Origin of the sequence: Streptosporangium sp. NPDC006930 (assembly GCF_040635605.1) — a bacterium.
GTDB lineage: Bacteria > Actinomycetota > Actinomycetes > Streptosporangiales > Streptosporangiaceae > Streptosporangium.
In genome coordinates, this window is the sequence record NZ_JBEYID010000007.1 from 11790 (window position 1) to 27316 (window position 15527).

Annotated in this window: 17 protein-coding genes; 7 read left to right on the top strand and 10 right to left on the bottom strand. The window is 67.3% G+C overall.

All coding sequences use genetic code 11. The features are described from left to right. Window positions 1–80: 80 nt before the first annotated feature. The 4 genes from ABZ664_RS14265 to ABZ664_RS14280 form a co-directional block, all read right to left on the bottom strand. Window positions 81–1808 carry a DUF4012 domain-containing protein gene (locus ABZ664_RS14265; protein ID WP_362508322.1) on the bottom strand — a complete coding sequence of 576 codons (1728 nt, stop codon included), beginning with the start codon at window positions 1806–1808 and terminating at the stop codon, window positions 81–83. A gap of 22 nt (window positions 1809–1830) precedes the next feature. After that, window positions 1831–2226: a hypothetical protein gene (locus tag ABZ664_RS14270; protein WP_362508325.1), complete on the bottom strand. Its 396-nt coding sequence runs from the start codon at window positions 2224–2226 to the stop codon at window positions 1831–1833. Window positions 2227–2535: 309 nt separating this feature from the next. Continuing rightward, window positions 2536–3735 (bottom strand): PQQ-dependent sugar dehydrogenase, encoded by a 1200-nt coding sequence (locus ABZ664_RS14275; RefSeq protein WP_362508327.1) that lies wholly within the window; start codon window positions 3733–3735, stop codon window positions 2536–2538. A 313-nt stretch (window positions 3736–4048) separates the two neighbouring features. Then, window positions 4049–4684: a TetR/AcrR family transcriptional regulator gene (locus ABZ664_RS14280; RefSeq protein WP_362508330.1), complete on the bottom strand. Its 636-nt coding sequence runs from the start codon at window positions 4682–4684 to the stop codon at window positions 4049–4051. Window positions 4685–4742: 58 nt separating this feature from the next. Here ABZ664_RS14280 and ABZ664_RS14285 point away from each other — a divergent pair, with 58 nt between their 5' ends. The 4 genes from ABZ664_RS14285 (at window position 4743) to ABZ664_RS14300 (ending at window position 7270) form a co-directional block, all read left to right on the top strand. After that, window positions 4743–5039, top strand: a complete 297-nt coding sequence (locus ABZ664_RS14285) for a hypothetical protein (protein WP_362508333.1) — start codon at window positions 4743–4745, stop codon at window positions 5037–5039. Then, window positions 5036–5899 (top strand): methyltransferase domain-containing protein, encoded by an 864-nt coding sequence (locus ABZ664_RS14290; RefSeq protein WP_362508336.1) that lies wholly within the window; start codon window positions 5036–5038, stop codon window positions 5897–5899. The genes ABZ664_RS14285 and ABZ664_RS14290 overlap by 4 nt, the downstream gene beginning before the upstream one ends. A 55-nt stretch (window positions 5900–5954) precedes the next feature. Continuing rightward, a complete protein-coding gene (locus ABZ664_RS14295; protein WP_362508339.1) occupies window positions 5955–6353 on the top strand; it encodes a hypothetical protein in 399 nt (132 codons plus the stop codon). A gap of 185 nt (window positions 6354–6538) precedes the next feature. Continuing rightward, on the top strand, window positions 6539–7270 hold the full coding sequence (locus ABZ664_RS14300) for an HAD family hydrolase (RefSeq protein WP_362508342.1): 732 nt from the start codon (window positions 6539–6541) through the stop codon (window positions 7268–7270). Window positions 7271–7394: 124 nt separating this feature from the next. On the opposite strand, the gene ABZ664_RS14305 is transcribed toward ABZ664_RS14300, so the two are convergent. Both ABZ664_RS14305 and ABZ664_RS14310 read right to left on the bottom strand, forming a co-directional pair. Then, complete coding sequence (locus tag ABZ664_RS14305; protein WP_362508345.1) at window positions 7395–7607, bottom strand: DUF397 domain-containing protein; 213 nt, start codon at window positions 7605–7607, stop codon at window positions 7395–7397. Continuing rightward, a complete protein-coding gene (locus ABZ664_RS14310) occupies window positions 7586–8416 on the bottom strand; it encodes a helix-turn-helix transcriptional regulator (protein ID WP_362508348.1) in 831 nt (276 codons plus the stop codon). The genes ABZ664_RS14305 and ABZ664_RS14310 overlap by 22 nt, the downstream gene beginning before the upstream one ends. A gap of 313 nt (window positions 8417–8729) precedes the next feature. On the opposite strand from ABZ664_RS14310, the gene ABZ664_RS14315 reads away from it, so the two are divergent. After that, window positions 8730–9134 carry a hypothetical protein gene (locus tag ABZ664_RS14315; RefSeq protein WP_362508351.1) on the top strand — a complete coding sequence of 135 codons (405 nt, stop codon included), beginning with the start codon at window positions 8730–8732 and terminating at the stop codon, window positions 9132–9134. Further along, window positions 9131–9787, top strand: a complete 657-nt coding sequence (locus ABZ664_RS14320; RefSeq protein WP_362508354.1) for a hypothetical protein — start codon at window positions 9131–9133, stop codon at window positions 9785–9787. Before ABZ664_RS14315 ends, ABZ664_RS14320 begins: the two co-directional genes overlap by 4 nt. 381 nt (window positions 9788–10168) lie before the next feature. Here ABZ664_RS14320 and ltrA read toward each other — a convergent pair whose 3' ends face one another. The 3 genes from ltrA to ABZ664_RS14335 form a co-directional block, all read right to left on the bottom strand. Further along, entirely contained in the window at window positions 10169–11416 is a 1248-nt protein-coding gene (gene ltrA, locus ABZ664_RS14325; protein ID WP_362509216.1) for a group II intron reverse transcriptase/maturase, read from the bottom strand. A 101-nt stretch (window positions 11417–11517) separates the two neighbouring features. Further along, window positions 11518–11811 carry a hypothetical protein gene (locus ABZ664_RS14330; RefSeq protein ID WP_362508357.1) on the bottom strand — a complete coding sequence of 98 codons (294 nt, stop codon included), beginning with the start codon at window positions 11809–11811 and terminating at the stop codon, window positions 11518–11520. 10 nt (window positions 11812–11821) lie between these two features. After that, a complete protein-coding gene (locus tag ABZ664_RS14335; RefSeq protein WP_362508360.1) occupies window positions 11822–12967 on the bottom strand; it encodes a DNRLRE domain-containing protein in 1146 nt (381 codons plus the stop codon). A 451-nt stretch (window positions 12968–13418) separates the two neighbouring features. Here ABZ664_RS14335 and ABZ664_RS14340 point away from each other — a divergent pair, with 451 nt between their 5' ends. After that, window positions 13419–14174 carry an SDR family oxidoreductase gene (locus ABZ664_RS14340; RefSeq protein ID WP_362508363.1) on the top strand — a complete coding sequence of 252 codons (756 nt, stop codon included), beginning with the start codon at window positions 13419–13421 and terminating at the stop codon, window positions 14172–14174. A gap of 130 nt (window positions 14175–14304) precedes the next feature. Here the strand turns inward: ABZ664_RS14340 and ugpC are convergent, their stop codons facing one another. Further along, complete coding sequence (ugpC, locus tag ABZ664_RS14345) at window positions 14305–15525, bottom strand: sn-glycerol-3-phosphate ABC transporter ATP-binding protein UgpC (RefSeq protein WP_362508366.1); 1221 nt, start codon at window positions 15523–15525, stop codon at window positions 14305–14307. Between the last annotated feature and the right edge of the window lie 2 nt (window positions 15526–15527).

Genomic DNA, 15527 nt, shown 5'->3' on the forward strand with positions numbered 1-15527 from the left:
CTTTTCTGCCGATACGAACAGGCGATACGGCACGGAAGCGCATCTGGTGGCGCCCCCGGCCCCCACCGGAAAGTTCGGCCTCAGGGTGGGCAACCCCTCGGGTCCTGGGTGACGCGAGTCCGCTGGGGACGAACAAGCGGCTGCACCGGGACCCGCGGCGGCTCGCCGGAGGCGAGTTCGGTGAAGTCGAACTCCAGCGTCCTGGACTGTCCGGGGGCGAACTCCAGAAGGACCGAGTAGACGGGGTGGGAGCGTTCGGTCTCCCTGATGACCGCCACCCGGTCGCCGTCGAGGCGGGCCGCGGTCATTCTCGCGCCGAGTCCGCCGTACAGCGACACCCAGAGCAGGTTGGAACCGGGGACGTGGCGGTGCCCCGGGTCGTCGAGCCGTCCGGTGACGTAGGAGGGCAGCGTCCGCCGCGGGACATCGTTGGTGAGCCCGATCCGCACCGTCGAGGAACGCAGCCCGCCCCGGCAGGGGCCAAGCTCGTAGTCGAGGGCGCGCTCCAGGTAGTAGTCGAGCTTGCCACCGGCGGAGTTGTTGACCACCAGGCCCGCGAAAGGTCCAGGCCGCGACGGCAGCACGCCGCTGACCGGTGTGCCCGACAGGCGCCGCTGCTCCGCCTCACGGCGGCTCCAGATTTGGATCCGCCGCTCGCCCACCATGTCGGACAGCACGGGCAGCAGCCTGGCGGGGGCGGCGAGGGCAGCGGGCAGCGCCTCGCCGACGGCACCGGCGATCTCGATGAGGAACCGCTTGCGCGCCGCGGGGTCGGGGTAGCGGGCGTAGGCCTTCCGCTCGGTGAGGTCGACGACGTTCCCCGCGGTGACCCTCCCTCCTCCGGGGAGGGGCACCGGCCCGATCAACCTCAGCAGGTGGGCGAGGCCCACCGGGTCGGTGGCGACGGCGCCGTCCAGCCGCCTTCGGCCCTGCCGCTCCCACAACCCCGTCCAGGTGGCCGCGGCGTACGGAAAGTGCGGGGAGAGGTTCGAGACGGAGAGCATCCTGGTCGCACCTGTTCCATAACGTCCGAGGAAGTCCGGGCCGTGCTCGGCGACGGGGACGGGACTCGTGGCCAGCCCTTTGTTGGCGGAGAGATGTTCGACGGCGACCCTGCCGCGGTCGGCCTTCAGAATGCCGAAGGCTCCGACCAGCCCTCCGGTGCCTCGGGCCTCGGCGTTGGTCTGGAAGGCCAGGAAGTAGTGGCGGGGGCCGTCGCGACCGAGCATCGGGGGCAGCAGGGTGGCGACGTCCGCGGCGTCACCGAGCAGGCCGCGCAGCCGGCCGATCTCGGCCAGTGCCGTGCCGCGCGCCTCCTCCAGCCGGTCCAGGCCGGTATCGCCGGGGGTGGCCGCCAGGCGTGAGAGCGCCCGCCCGAGGCGGGAGACGCCGTCGTCCAGGACCGGTGCCGCGGTGTCGAGCGCGGCCAGCCGGTGGCGCGGGTCATCCAGGGAGCGCGACCCGCTCATCAGGAGGGGGGCGGCGACCTCCCGCACGCCGGCGAGAACGTCGGTCAGCTCCGCGGCGGCGTCGGCGAGCCCGCGCACGGTCGTCGCGGCGTTCCCCACGATCGGAGCGTGGGCGATCGTCCACCACTCCGGGCCTCCGGTGAGCCGCCGGGCCTCGGCCGCGTGCCACCGGGCCTCGGCCAGCGCGGTGACCGCCGGGTGCGGGTCACCCGCACCCACCACCGCGCGCAGCCGGACCAGTGCGGTCCCGGTGGCCTCCAGGTGGTCGCGGACGCGCATACCGAGATGGGCCGACCAGCCCCCCGCCAGCACCAGTGCTGCGGAGACCGGCAGGCCCACTACGACTACTCGGCGTCGTCTCCTATTCGACACTGGCGGATCGGCGGCGCCGTACCGAGATCAGCGTGACCACGACTCCGGCGGCCAGCAGCCCACCACCGAGCAGGACCACCGTCGCCACGGGCGTTCCCGTGAACGGCAGTTCCGCCACCGGGTCCGACGACCGGCAGCCCTCTGCTCCGCAGCCGTCGGAGCAGTCCCCTTCGCAGTCGTCCGAGAAGCCGCCGTTGCCCTCCCTGTCCCTCTGGTGGTTGTTCTCCCTGTCCCTCAGATTGATGTTGTTGGCGTTGTCGCTCTCCTGCTTGATGCTGTTGACGCTCTCGTTGGGACCCGGCGGGTACAGCACATCCTCGACCGCCGGCGTCGGCTGAACGGTCGCGGCGGAGGCGCCGAGGGGCAACGCAGCCCCGGCGCTCACCGCCAAAACAATAGATATTAGATAATTTTTTACCATTTTAAACTCCCGGCGGCAGCATTTCAGGCTATGGAAACAGCACCCGTAATTCGGGCCACATGTCCACGGAATCCGTTATATGCACCATCGCCGGGAATGAAGGCGCCGCCTCGCCACGCTTGCCGAACAATCACCTACTTTTCTCCCCCCCGTGACGAGCCGACACGACCTCCGGCGGCGCCCCTTTGGACACCCGTCGCGGCGGGCGGAGCCGGAGGTCGCGCCGGGATCACTCACCCGCCCCTCCCGAGGTGAACGTCCGGAGGGCGGGTTCTAACCGGCGCCCGGCTCCAGGCGGTAGACGGGTCCCGACAGGCTGAGCGCGTACAGCTCGCCGTCGTGGCCCTGGCCGAAGGACGACAGCTGCTCCACCGTGCCGAGGTCGTCGCCGCTCCCCTCCCCTCCCGGGGGCGCGGCCTTGACCCAGCCCGCACAGAAGTCGCCGTAGACGAATCGCCCCTCAAGGCCGGGGATCTTCTCGCCCCGGTAGACGTACCCGGCGATGACCGAGCAGTTGCCGTCCTCGCGCAGCGGATACTCGATGATCGGGTCCACCGTGTCGGCGGCGTCGCCGCCACCCCCGTCGAAGGGATGGGTGCCCTCCTTGAGGTTCCAGCCGTAGTTGCGGCCCCCCTCGCCCTTCGGCTCGAAGTCGACCTCCTCCCAGGCGTTCTGGCCGACGTCGCCGATCCACATGTCGCCGGTCTTCGCGTCGAAGGTGAACCGCCAGGGGTTGCGCAGGCCGTACGACCAGATCTCCGGCTTGGCGCCCTGCCTGCCGACGAACGGGTTGTCATCGGGAACCTTGTACGGGGTGCCGCGCGGGTCGATCCTGAGGATCTTGCCGAGCCAGGTGTCCAGTTTCTGGCCGTTGCCCTGCGGGTCTCCCCCGCTGCCGCCGTCGCCGAGGGCGATGTAGAGGTATCCGTCGGGTCCGAAGGCGAGCTGCCCGCCGTTGTGGTTGGCGTACGGCTGCCGCTGGGTCAGCACGTCCCTGCGGTCGGTCGCCTTGCCGCCGGAGAAGGCCCATTCGGTGATGTGGGTGGCCCCTTCGCGGTCGGTCCAGTTGAGATAGAGGAAGTCTCCCTCCGGATGGAAGGCCACCCCGAGCAGTCCCTGCTCGTTGCCCTTGCTGACCTCTCCGGAAAGGTCGACGACGGGCGCCTCGGCGACCTTCCCGTCCTTCACCGCGCGCAGCCGTCCCGTCTGCTCGGCGATGTAGAGCGTCTGGTCGTCCTTGCGCAGGGCCATCGCCACCGGCATGTCGAGCTGGGCGAACTCGGTGAAGCGGACCTTCGGGGCCGCCTGTCCCGCGGATTGCGTCTGGGAGGTCGTGGCGGCGGGCGAGGTGGCGGGTGGGACGGACGCGGAGTCGGCGGACCCGGTGGTCCCGGTGGTCTCGGTGGAGGAGCAGGCGACCAGCGCCGCACTCAGCAGGGCCAGGCCCAGTCCTGTCCGGCGGGAGATCGGCACGGTTTCAGCCTCCTGTGTTCTTCGCCTGCTCAGATGATCGTCTGTACGGGTCTACGCACCGGCCGCCGCAAAGGTTCCGGCCACACCTGGCGATTCCCGCACCTCTGGCCCTCCCCCATCCACGTCCGTCCATTCTTCCGGGCCGCCTTCCCCACTGTCCGCTGGGCGGAGAGATCACGGTGCTTGTGGATGGCGTCCACCTCCACGATGGCTCAAGACGGTGAAAACACCCGGCCGGAGGCTTTCACCCCGCGCGCTCGCCCGGTGAGATGGCATCTGGCGGACAGCCGGCTGCGGAGCCGGACGACAGGACTCAGTCGAACACCGCGCCGGCGACCGTGTCGACGTACCAGCGTTCGAAGCGTTGCACCGGCCAGCCGCGTTCGCGGACCAGCCAGTCGTAGTTGCGGAAGTCCATGGCGAGCCAGAGCACGTCGGCGACGCTGTCGGCGTCGTGGCCGGCGCGCACGGCACCGGTCTCGACCAGCTCGGCGGCGAACATGGTCATGCCGCGGCGGCGTTCCTCGACGTTCTTGCGCCAGATCTCGGCGGCGTCGGAGTCGGCGGTGGCCGCACCGGCCAGGATGATCATTATGGCGGCGTGCCTGGCGTGGACCTCGGAAAGGTGCCGGGCATAGCGGGCCAGCTTGGCACGCGGGTCGGTCAGTGCCTGGATCTCGACGACGAAGGACCGGCTGGGCATGTCCACGGGCTCGTCGTCGCCGGCGATGGACACGTCGACGAGCTGCGACAGCAGTTGCCGTTTGCTGCCGAACACGGCGTAGACGGTCTGAACCGCGACGCCCGCCTCGGCGGCGACGGCGGCCAGCGTGGTGGCGGCGTAGCCCGACCGAACGAACAGCCGGCCGGCCGCGTCCAGGATCGCGCGCCTGGTCTGGCGTGCCTGCTCCTGCCGCCGCTTCGACTCGTACCGCCTCTTGACAACCATCGCCTCACTGTAGTGCTCTATTGGATAGAGTTGAACTTTATTCAAAGGATGTGATCATATGCCATTCGGTGTGCTCCAGGAGATGCCCGGTGTCAGCGAGTCGGAATATCGCCTGGTCGAGCAGCATCTCGGCCCGGACCGCCCGCCGGGCCTGCTCGCCCACGTGGCGGGGCCGGTCGAGGGCGGCTGGCGGATCATCAACATCTGGCAGGACGAGGCGGCGTTCCGGCGCTTTCAGTCGGAGCGGCTGATGCGGGCGGCGGGGCTGGCCGCTCAGGCGGAAGGGTTCGACGCCGGCAAGAGCTCCGGATTCAGATCCATGACGGTCGACGGCACCGAAATGCCGTTCTGTTGAGCGATGTCGGCACGCTACGCGCCCGCAACGTCGCGTTCTGGACGCAGGCCGCGCCGGGATGGGTCCGCCATGCGCGGCGTCAGGACGAGTACGGCAAACCGCTCGGCGCCGTGGCGATGGACCGGCTCGCGCCCCGCCCCGGGGAGAGCGTCCTTGACGTCGGGTGCGGATGTGGCGGCACCACCGCCGAGGTGGCGCTCGCCGTCGGCCCGGCGGGCACGGCCGTCGGCGTGGACCTCGCGGAGTCGATGGTGCGCGCCGCCTCGGCGCGCTTTCCCGTGGATCGGCATCCGGGCCTGAACTTCGTGACCGCCGACATCGAGACCGTTGCGCACATCCCGGGAGCACCGTTCGACGCCGCTTTCTCCCGCATGACGTTGATGCTGCTGGCAGACCCGGTGGCCGGCTGCACCACGATCCGCCGGGCGCTGCGCCCCGGCGGCCGGTTGGCCGCGACCGTATTCCGCGACGGCGGCGCCAACCCGTGGCTGACGCTCGCGGTACTCGGCACCGCACCGCACGTGGGCTCGCTACCGCCGCTGCCGATAGGCGACGAACCCGGCCCGTTCTCCTTCGCCGAACCGGCCCGCGCCACCCGGATTCTCGCCACCGCCGGTTTCACCGAGATCGATTTCGCGCCACACGATGTGGTGATGTCCACACCCGACGAACCCGAACCGGTGGCCGAGTGGCTTATCGAGATCGGCCCCGCCGGCGCCGCCTACCGCTCCACCTCCGCCGAAAAGCAGGCGGCCGCGCGCGCGGCGACGGCCAGACTGCTTGAGCGGTTCCGCGAACAACCCGGCGGATACCGGATCCCGGCCGGCATCTGGCTCATCACAGCACTGCGGGCACCGTGAAGCCACACCGGCCGAACCTCGACGACCATCAACCTTTCAGAACGGCGTCAATGTGTTGACAGGAAGAACGAAGTCGCTTCTGACGGCGACGATGCTGGGCGGCGCGCTGCTCCTGTCCGGCTGCGGCGGTGGCAATGCGGACGATCCGGCTCCGCCACCGACCGGCGCGACGACACAGGCGCCCGAACCCTCCGGCGCCACCTGCGACCAGGCCGCGGACACGGTCAAGAACCACCTGAACAGCCCTGACGTCACCTCGGTCACCGTCGTGGGCCAGTGCACCCTCGTCGTGGTGGAGACCACGCTCGGCGACGACGACACCAGCGCCGCACGGCAGCTGTGCGAGCGCGCGGGCGAGGTCGCGTACACCGGGGACATCAACGGGATCTCGGTGAAGTCCCGATCGGATGCGGAAATCTCCAACGGCATCACCGGCATGAAGTGCCTCCCCTGACTCACGGGGGATCGCCTACGCCGGAAGGTCCCAGCTCGGTCCGGCGGGGTCACCGAGCCAGACGCGCTGGCGTTCCCTCGTGACGGTGAGCCCGAACCCGGATATGACTGGACAACCATTCCGAAAGGAAGATCGCGATACCTGCCTTCTGGCGTCAGGAACCGGCACCACGAGATGATCATTTTATGGCAGGTGTGATTTTCTTCGATCTGGACGGCACCCTGGTCGATCATCGAAGCGCGGTCTTGGAAACGATCGGCGAGATCGTCCAGTCCGCGCCGAACGCGACGGCTCCGCCGGAGGAGCTGGTGACGTTGTGGTGGACGCTGGAGGCACGCCACATGCGGGAATACCTGGCCGGTCAGTGCTCCTTCGCTGAACACCACCGACGCAGGCTCCGTTCCTTCCTGCCTATGCTCGGCGAGCCGGTTCCTGAAAGTCCCGGCCTTCTGGACGCCTGGATCACCGAGCGCTACCTCACCGTATTCGAGGAGTCCTGGCAGAGCTATCCCGATGTCCAGCCCTGCCTGGAGACCCTGAAACAGCTTCCCCGAGGACCGCGTCTGGCCGTCCTCACCAACGGGGATCCCGAGCAGCAGCGCGCCAAACTCGCCCGCTTTGGCCTCGTCGAATACTTCGAAGCCGTCCTGACCCCGACCGAGCTCGGTGCGGCCAAGCCTGTCGCCTACGTCACCGCCTGCCGGTGGATGCGGACGGACCCCGCGCAGGCGGTCAACGTGGGCGACATGCTGGAAAGCGATGTGAACGCAGCCGCCCTCGCCGGGCTCACCGGCATCTGGCTGGACCGCGGCGTCGACTTCGTCACCGGCGGACCATCGCCGACGGCAGACGAGACGGTGCTCCGCATCGAACGGCTCACCGACCTCCCCGACCGCCTGTCACGCACGAACGCCTGACCGGCTCTACGGCGCCAGCACGACAAGCCAGATGCCTGACGTATCTGCCATACGACAGACAAGCTGTACGATCCGACAAGAAGACCCCCGGCCACGAAGCTGGGAGTCTTTCAGTTTGAGGAAGCTAGAAGTCGAACTCGCCTTTCTTGGCGCCGTCAATGAAGGCCGCCCAGACCTCACCCCGCACCACATAAGGGGCCTGGTCAGGAGCCTCGGTGTCACGAATGGCCACACGCCCCTGGGAGAGCGGAGCGACCTCGATGCAGTCACCACCGTTCGTGCCGGAACGATTCGCTTTACGCCAGGTCGCGGTGTTCAGTTCAGCCGTGAGGTCCACTTATCCACCATCTTCCGGATGAGTTCCAGCGACGCGCCCTGAGGGAGGGCATCCGCCCTGAGGGCGTCCAGCTTCATGGTAGCCGTAGCGATGAGATCCAAATTGCTTGATACGACCGGCTGGCCAACCGTTTCCAGGTAGACCGTGTGCCGCTGTCTGTCGGACGCCTGTGCGATGGCGATCGCTCCGTTCAGGCCGGGGTTGGCGCCAAGCGGCGTGATCTGGATTGTGATGTGGGGTGCCTCTGCGGCTTTGACGAGGTGACTCAGTTGCTCACGCATAATTTCCGGACCTCCGATGGGGCGACTGAGCACACCTTCGTCGAGGATCACCAGATACATCGGTGGGTTGGTGCGGTTGAGGAGCTCCTGCCGGTCCAGCCGCGCCGCGACCAGGGCCTCGACCTGCTCTTGGCAGAAACCGGGTTCACACCCCAGAAGCACTCGCGCGTACGCTTCGGTTTGGAGCAGTCCCGGCACGACCAACGGCTGCCATGTCTTGAGTGACACCGCCTCCGTCTCCTCGTCCAACCAGGGCCGGAACCACTTGGGCGCCCTGTCCTTGTACTTCGACAGTTCGGCCCACAGCTTCCCCAGCCCCGGCCCGAATACCTCTTCGGATCTCGTTAGGAACTGCGTTGTGGGAGGGCGTTTCCCGATTTCGACCGAACCGATCTGGCTCGATGAATATCCGAGCCGGCGCCCCAACTCCTCCTGAGTTAGACCTGCTTCCAAACGCAATCGCCGTACTTCAGCGCCGAACGCCTGGTTTCTTCCCGCCGTTGGGTCCAGATCACGTGGCGCGGGCATTCCCACCTCCCGGTATCGCATTCGACAACATCTCACGTTTCCGTCAAACAATGAACCGACAACCCGCCGGACGATTGCCCTTCTAACACTGCCCACAAAATACATCTCGGGCTGCAATCTATGAAGCGGAAGCAGGGAGTCGGTAAGCACAACAGGTCTCATCCGACAGGGCATCCACCCCTGGCGTAGGACGTGTACGTCGCTTATCGGACACATTGCTATAAGCATAGCGACTTTCACTTTTTGCCATCAAAACGCAGGTGAAAGACCGCTGTTCGCCAGCTCAGCATGGAGGCCGGGAGGGACAGGGCAAGTGATAATCAAGCGGAAAAAATCGGTATTCGCCGCAGGGGAAACCGAAGCGCAAGGCACACCCACGACCGATGCGACAGCGGAGCGCCATGACAAGGCGCTCGCCGTCGTGCAGCGACTGCTGAGGGAGAAGGGTGTTCGTTCCTACAGCGTTCACGCGGTCACCCTGAAGCTGGGCGAGAGCGGCGATCGGTGGCCGCTCGGTCAGCAGACTCGGCGCACCCCTCACCTGGTCGCGCACGACCTCGATGGCCGGGAGGTAGCGAAGGTGACCGTGGGTTCGCGTTCCGGCTGCTATCTGGTCTCCCTGCCCCCGGTAGAGCTCATGCCCCAGTTGGTGAACGCCGATCAACCTCACGCGGTCGTGGACCTGATCCTCGCAGCGCTTCCAAAGGACGCGAAGTGACCGGCCTCGCGGCAGCGGGGGCCGCCCTGCGCGAGAAGCCCTACCTCACGCCGTACGCCGAGGAGAGCCTGGATCTGCCGCTCGCCTTCGAGTGGGGTGAAGGAGTGCCCCGGCTGACCTATCGGGACGCGCTTCCGCAGGAGTGGATGTTCGGGGTGCTGTGGGCTCGCTGCGGCACCGCGCGGGAGGGGAAAATCCTCTGGAACATGGTCCACACGCTGCGGCAACGACGGTGCATGCTGAAACGGCTCTGCCGCGTGTGCGGCAGGACGGCCATCGCCCCCGACACCGGACGCGTCTGCTGGGTCCTGCCCTCCGCGTTGGCCGGTGACTTCCGCTCGCCCTGGCCCACGGCTCACCCGCCCACGTGCGAAGCACACGTCGGCGAGGCACTCGCCTCCTGCCCGTACCTGCGCAGAGAAGCGCCGGTCGTCTGCACCGTCGGCGACTACTCCCCGATCGGAGTCCTCGCCAACCTGTACGGCGAGGACGACAGCGGCCGGGTGGTGGAGACTCACCATCAGATCGCCGTCGGCCTGGACGAGTCCCACCTGCTCCCCCGGGCGCTGGCCACCCAACTCATCGTTCAGGTGAGCGACCTCCAACCCGCGCCACATCTGGCGAGTCGGAGGCGGGTCGCGGGAAGACCATGATCCTCGAAGCTCTCAAGGAGAGCCACCGACTCCATAACCGTGACCGTCCTGCGCACCTCGTGGCCGCCTTCTTCATGGAGGACCGACGCGACGGGTGGCGACCACGGCATCCGAACCCGTGGCGCACCTACTGAAACTCCCCCGGTAGGACGCGAATCTTCCCTGGTCAGCCCCCCTGACCGCGCCCTACCGGGGGCAACGCCCCCTGACTGCAGGTGAGACCCCACACCACCTTCCCTCCTCACCCCCGCGAGGGCAGGAAGCGGTCAGGGGGCACAACTCTTTTTCGGGCGCCGGGTGGCCCGGAGGGATCGCACCTCCGGGCTCCCACAGAACGGAGCGTGACGATCTCTCGTCACTCCGCTCGTCTCATCCAGTCCGTCAGAACTCGGTCATGTAGGCCCAGTGTGCGAACAAAGTCGGCTGCCGTTGCAGGAGCCCTGTCCACCACCGCTGGGCCTTCTTGAACGACCGCAGCCGTTTGAACTTCCGTCGCGCCCATCGCACCAGGTAGGTGTTGACGCGCTTGAGAAAGGCGCTCAGCGCGGTCCGGTAGAACCTGCCGTAATAGTTCATCCAGCCGCGAATGACCGGATTCATCCAGCGGGCCAGTTCTCCCAGATCGCTGGTGGTGCGCAGGTGGATCCGCCAGGATCGCAACTCGCCGCCCATCTTCTTGAGGGCGTCCTTGCTGACCGCGGGCAGGAACGCCGAGAAGATCGCCGTCCTGCCCCGGGTCGGGGCTTTCCTGGCCCGGAAGGTGTAGCCCAGGAACGTGAACGCCGTCTCCTCATGATCGAGACGGCGGTTACGGTCCTTGCAGTACACGATCTTCGTCTTGGCCGGGTGGAGTTCCAGCCCGACCCGTTCCATGCGCTTCTCCAACGCGGCCAGCACTTCTCGTGCCCGCCGCTCGGTCGAGCAGTGCACCACCGCGTCGTCAGCGAACCGCTCGAACTCCACGGCCGGGAACTCGCGTTCCAGCCAGGAGTCGAACGCATAATGCATGAACAGGTTCGCCAAAACGGGAGAAATCGCCGACCCCTGTGGGGTTCCTCGTTCTCGTTCCGCGACTCTGCCCTCGGTGGTGAGGATCGGCGCGGCCAGCCACCGGCGCACATACAGCACGATCCATCGCTGCTCGTGCGTGGTGTTGGCCTCCACCGCCTTGATCATCAGATCCCATGGCACGCTGTCGAAGAATCTGCGGACGTCCAGGTCGATGACCCAGTCCTTCTCCCAGCAGCGCCGGCGGCATCGGGCCAGCACACCCAGTGCCCCGCGTCCGGGCCGGTATCCGAACGAGTCGTCATGGAAGATCGACTCGGTCCGGGACTCCAGCGCCAGCGCGGCCATTGTCTGCGCCACCCGATCCGCCACGGTCGGCACGCCCAACACGCGCATCCCGCCCGGCTTGGGGATCTCCACCGCCTTCACCGGCGGGGGAAAGTAGGTCCCCGACGACATCCGATTCCAGATCTTGTAGAGGTTGTCCCTCAGATCGGCTTCGAACGCCTCGATGGACTGCCCATCCACCCCGGCGGCACCCTTGTTCGCCTTGACCTGCTTCCACGCCTTCCACACCAGGCGCTTGGGTATGTCGAACGGCTTCCCGCCCGGACCCGACATGCTCACTCGCCTCCTCCCGGAGCACTTCCGGTTGCTCGAACGAACATCTCCAGATGAGCCGACCCCTTGGCTCCACCCCGATTACCGGAGCTTCATCGCTACTACGGGCCGGTCCGCCGGCGCGCGCCGCGACGGTACTCAGCACCTCCCGGTTTCCGCCGGTCGGTGCGCTCCCTCTCGCCCACCCCTTCAACACAGGGCCGGGCCGTGTCGGCACACGCCTTCCCACGTTCCACACGAAAGCCGCAGACCGGGCTGTTGAAGTCGGTGTCTTCGGAGGAGGGGAAGACCCGGAAGTTGGCGCTGTTGTTTTCGGTGGGGGACATGAGGACCAGGCCGTAGTTGCCGGCCTCGCCGGTCCATTGGTTCGCGATGGCGGTGATGTTCCAGTTCATCGGAGCGGGATTACATGATCCCGAACGGACGCTGCTGGTGTTGGTGACCGCGCCTACGGTGGTGTTGGTTGGCTGGGGGGGACCAGGTGATGGTGAAGGGGTTCCACGCGCTGGTGACGCGGCGGACCTGAATGCCGGCGCCCACGTTTGTGCCGCAGCTGGGGCCGTCGACGTTCAGTAGGGAAAGTGTGGCATTGCTGACGTTCTGGCCTGTTAGTGGTGAGAGGTCGAACTTCAGGTATGTGCGGGCCTTCTCGCCACCGGATGTGGTTCCCGCCTTGAGGAACGGGCCGTCGACGTTGTTGAAGTCCACGACGCTGTTGACGTCGGTGTCGGCGATGAGTTGCATGCCGAACGCGGAGCTGAGGGTCACCGGATAGGAGGTGGCCGGATCGGCCAGGAAGCCGGGATCAGGCTTGATGAGCAGGGTCTGCTGCCCGTTGTCGGTGCGTACCTTGACGTCCACGGTGCCGCGTTCGCCGTCGTGGGTCTTCGAGGCTGTCTTGGCGTGCAGAGTGGGTTTGGCGGCGATGGCGACGCTCGCGCCGTCCTTGTCGGTCAGTCGCAGTCGGCCGTCGGCCGCTTCGCGCAGGCTGAGCCCTTTGCCCTGCATCGGGATCGTGAGTTCGGGCGCCTTGGCTGGGCGGTCTCGCAGGAGCACGTCGTAGCGGAACCCGGTGGGCAGCGCGGTGACCACCAGGTCGGCGCCCGGTCCGGCCGCGTCGGCGTAAACGGCCCGGCTGCGGTCCAGGGTGGGTTTGGGCAGGTCGGAGGGCCACGACAGGGCCAGGGACTGCTGCGGGGACGGGGCGAACGTGGTAACCGGGTCGTTGCCGTCTCCCGTTGAAAGTGACAGCTCCCCCTTGATGACCTTGGGCTTCACGACGCCGTTCTGCTCGACCAGGGTGGGGTCGATCCACGCCCAATCGCCACGCTGCTTGACGCGAACGGGCCTTGACCAGATCTCCGTGGTCACGTGGCCGTCGGGATGTTTCCAGTACCGGGCGGTCTCTGTCGCCGCGCCCAGCAGTTCAACGGGTGCTTTCGGCGAACCGGCCTGGGGGGACGTGATGGGGGCGGGGTCGGCTGAGGCCGCTGGAGTGACGGTGGCTACGAGGAGGGGGGTGATCAGTAGCCCGGCGGCGACTCCTTTCAAGAAACGGTTCCGGCCGTGGGAGGCCGATGGAGGGGTGGAGGAATTTTACACAAAAGCTCCGATCTGTGAAAAAGATCATCTAGCGCATGGAATCTAACAATCGCTCAACTTTGAGTCAATTGATCTATGTCAATACGCTAAGTGAGGCCTTTTGGCTCCTTGCGCATATTCATCGCATGTGCGGGGTGGCCGAAACATGGCGAAAACTAGCAATATTCTACCGGTCTGCCCGTTTTGGGCACCAATTTTCGAACCGAATCCCGTACCGCAATGAGACGTTCTGCTCCGCTCTTACAGATGTCGGCCAAAGACACATGCCCCTTTCTGTCACCTTCCCTCTTCGCCCCCGCGAGGGCAGGGAGCGGTCAGGGGGCACACAACGCAAAAGGAACTCTCCGTCCGCGCCGGTCGCCTCGTCGGGGTCGCCCGCACCCGTCCCTAGACTGCAGGTATGCCAACCGCACTGATCACGGGGGCGACGGCCGGCATCGGTGCCGCCTTCGCCCGCCGCCTCGCCGCCGACGGATTCTCGCTCGTCCTGGTCGCCCGCGACGAGAAACGTCTCGTCTCCACCGCGGAGGAGCTACGCCTGCGGTACGGGGTGAGCAGTGAGGTGCTCGCCGCAGACCTGGTGACCGAAGAAGGGCTGGAGGCGGTGGAGCGGCGGCTTCACGAGGGGGTCGATCTGCTGGTCAACAACGCCGGCTTCGGCCACCAGGGGCATTTTCTCGACGTGCCCGTGGAGGAGGAGCGCAAGATGCTCAAGTTGCACTGCGAGGCGGTGTTGCGGCTCACGCTGGCGGTGCTGCCGGGGATGAGGGAGCGCGACCGGGGCGCGGTGATCAATGTCGCGTCGGTGGCGGCGTTCTTCGTGCGAGGTTCCTACAGCGCGTCCAAGGCGTGGGTGGTCGGCTTCAGCCAGTCCACGGCCGCCGAGCTGACCGGGAGTCGCGTGCGGGTCATGGCCCTGTGCCCGGGGTTCGTGCACACCGAGTTCCACGAGCGTGCCGCGATCGACAAGTCGGGGATCCCCGGGTTCCTCTGGCTGTCGGCCGACAACGTCGTCCGCGACGCCATGCGTGATCTGGCCCGCGGCGTGTGGGTGAGCGTCCCCGACCCGCGCTACAAGGTCATCGCCGGCCTCGGCAGGGTGCTCCCCGTCTCCCTTGTCGGCAGGCTCTCGCGCGGCTTCGGCCGCCACCGGTAGCGAGCCCCGGCACGACGGAAGGGCCCGCGCCACGGGAGGGGGTCGTGGCGCGGGCCCTTCCGGCCTGCGGTGATGGTCGTGGACGGGCCTTTCCCTTGACGGGTTCCTTTGACGGTGGCCCGTCGGCGGATCAGACGCGGACGTTGGCCTCGTGGCCGATCGCCAGACCCGAGACCGGGTCGAAGAAGTGCAGGTTGTGGGTGTCGACGATCAGCTCGATGTTCTGGCCGGGACGGACGTGGCTGCGGGAGTTGACGCGGGCGGTCCACAGCGACTTGTCGCCCACCAGCGGCAGCGCCGAGTCCTCGTCGCCGTCGTCGGCGGCGGCCGCCACGGTGTCCTGGTGCTGGACCGGCGGGGCGTCGATGAGGAACAGCACGTTGATCTCGGAGCCCAGCTCCTCGGTGACCTCGGCGCGGACCGGCAGGCGGACCCATCCGGAGGAGGAGGCGTTGGCGGCGACCGAGTCGTCGAAGTCGGAGGGGCGGATGCCCAGGATGATCTTCTTGCCGACGTACTGCTCGAGGCCGCGCTTCTCGGTGACGGTCTCGTTCGGCACCGGCAGCCTGAAGCCCGCGAACGCGACGGCGAGGCCGCCGTCACCGCGCACCAGCTCGGCGTTGACGAAGTTCATCGACGGCGAGCCCATGAAGCCCGCGACGAACAGGTTGACCGGCTTGTCGAAGAGGTTCTGCGGGGTGTCGACCTGCTGGAGCAGGCCGTCGCGCAGCACGCAGACGCGGTCGCCGAGGGTCATCGCCTCGACCTGGTCGTGGGTGACGTAGACGGTCGTCACGCCCAGGCGCTCGTGCAGGGTGTTGAGGGAGGCCCGCATGGAGACACGGAGCTTGGCGTCCAGGTTGGACAGCGGCTCGTCCATGAGGAAGGCCTGCGGCTCGCGCACGATGGCGCGGCCCATGGCGACACGCTGGCGCTGACCACCGGAGAGGGCGGCGGGCTTGCGCTTGAGGTACTGGTCGAGGCCGAGCATCTTGGCGGCCTCGCCGACGCGCTTGGAGATCTCCGCCTTGGGCATCTTGCGGAGCTTCAGACCGAAGGCGAGGTTCTCCTCGACGGTCATGTGCGGGTAGAGCGCGTAGTTCTGGAAGACCATGGCGATGTCACGGTCCTTCGGGGGCAGGTGGTTGACCACCCGGTCGCCGATCGCGATCTCGCCGCCGCTGATGTCCTCAAGGCCGGCGATCATCCGCAGGGCGGTGGACTTGCCACATCCGGACGGCCCCACCAGCACCATGAACTCCCCGTCCTTGATCTCAAGATCAAGGCCGTTCACTGCTTTGACGCCGCCCGCGTAGATCTTGTCGACTTTGCTGAGAACGATGGATGCCATGG

Coding starts and splice junctions, on each gene's coding strand:
- ABZ664_RS14285 (WP_362508333.1), top strand. CDS start 4,743: ATGCCATTCGGTGTGCTCCAGGAGATGCCCGGTGTCAGCGAGTCGGAA.
- ABZ664_RS14340 (WP_362508363.1), top strand. CDS start 13,419: ATGCCAACCGCACTGATCACGGGGGCGACGGCCGGCATCGGTGCCGCC.
- ABZ664_RS14310 (WP_362508348.1), bottom strand. CDS start 8,416: ATGCCCGCGCCACGTGATCTGGACCCAACGGCGGGAAGAAACCAGGCG.
- ABZ664_RS14280 (WP_362508330.1), bottom strand. CDS start 4,684: ATGGTTGTCAAGAGGCGGTACGAGTCGAAGCGGCGGCAGGAGCAGGCA.
- ABZ664_RS14300 (WP_362508342.1), top strand. CDS start 6,539: ATGGCAGGTGTGATTTTCTTCGATCTGGACGGCACCCTGGTCGATCAT.
- ltrA (WP_362509216.1), bottom strand. CDS start 11,416: ATGTCGGGTCCGGGCGGGAAGCCGTTCGACATACCCAAGCGCCTGGTG.
- ugpC (WP_362508366.1), bottom strand. CDS start 15,525: ATGGCATCCATCGTTCTCAGCAAAGTCGACAAGATCTACGCGGGCGGC.
- ABZ664_RS14330 (WP_362508357.1), bottom strand. CDS start 11,811: ATGAACTGGAACATCACCGCCATCGCGAACCAATGGACCGGCGAGGCC.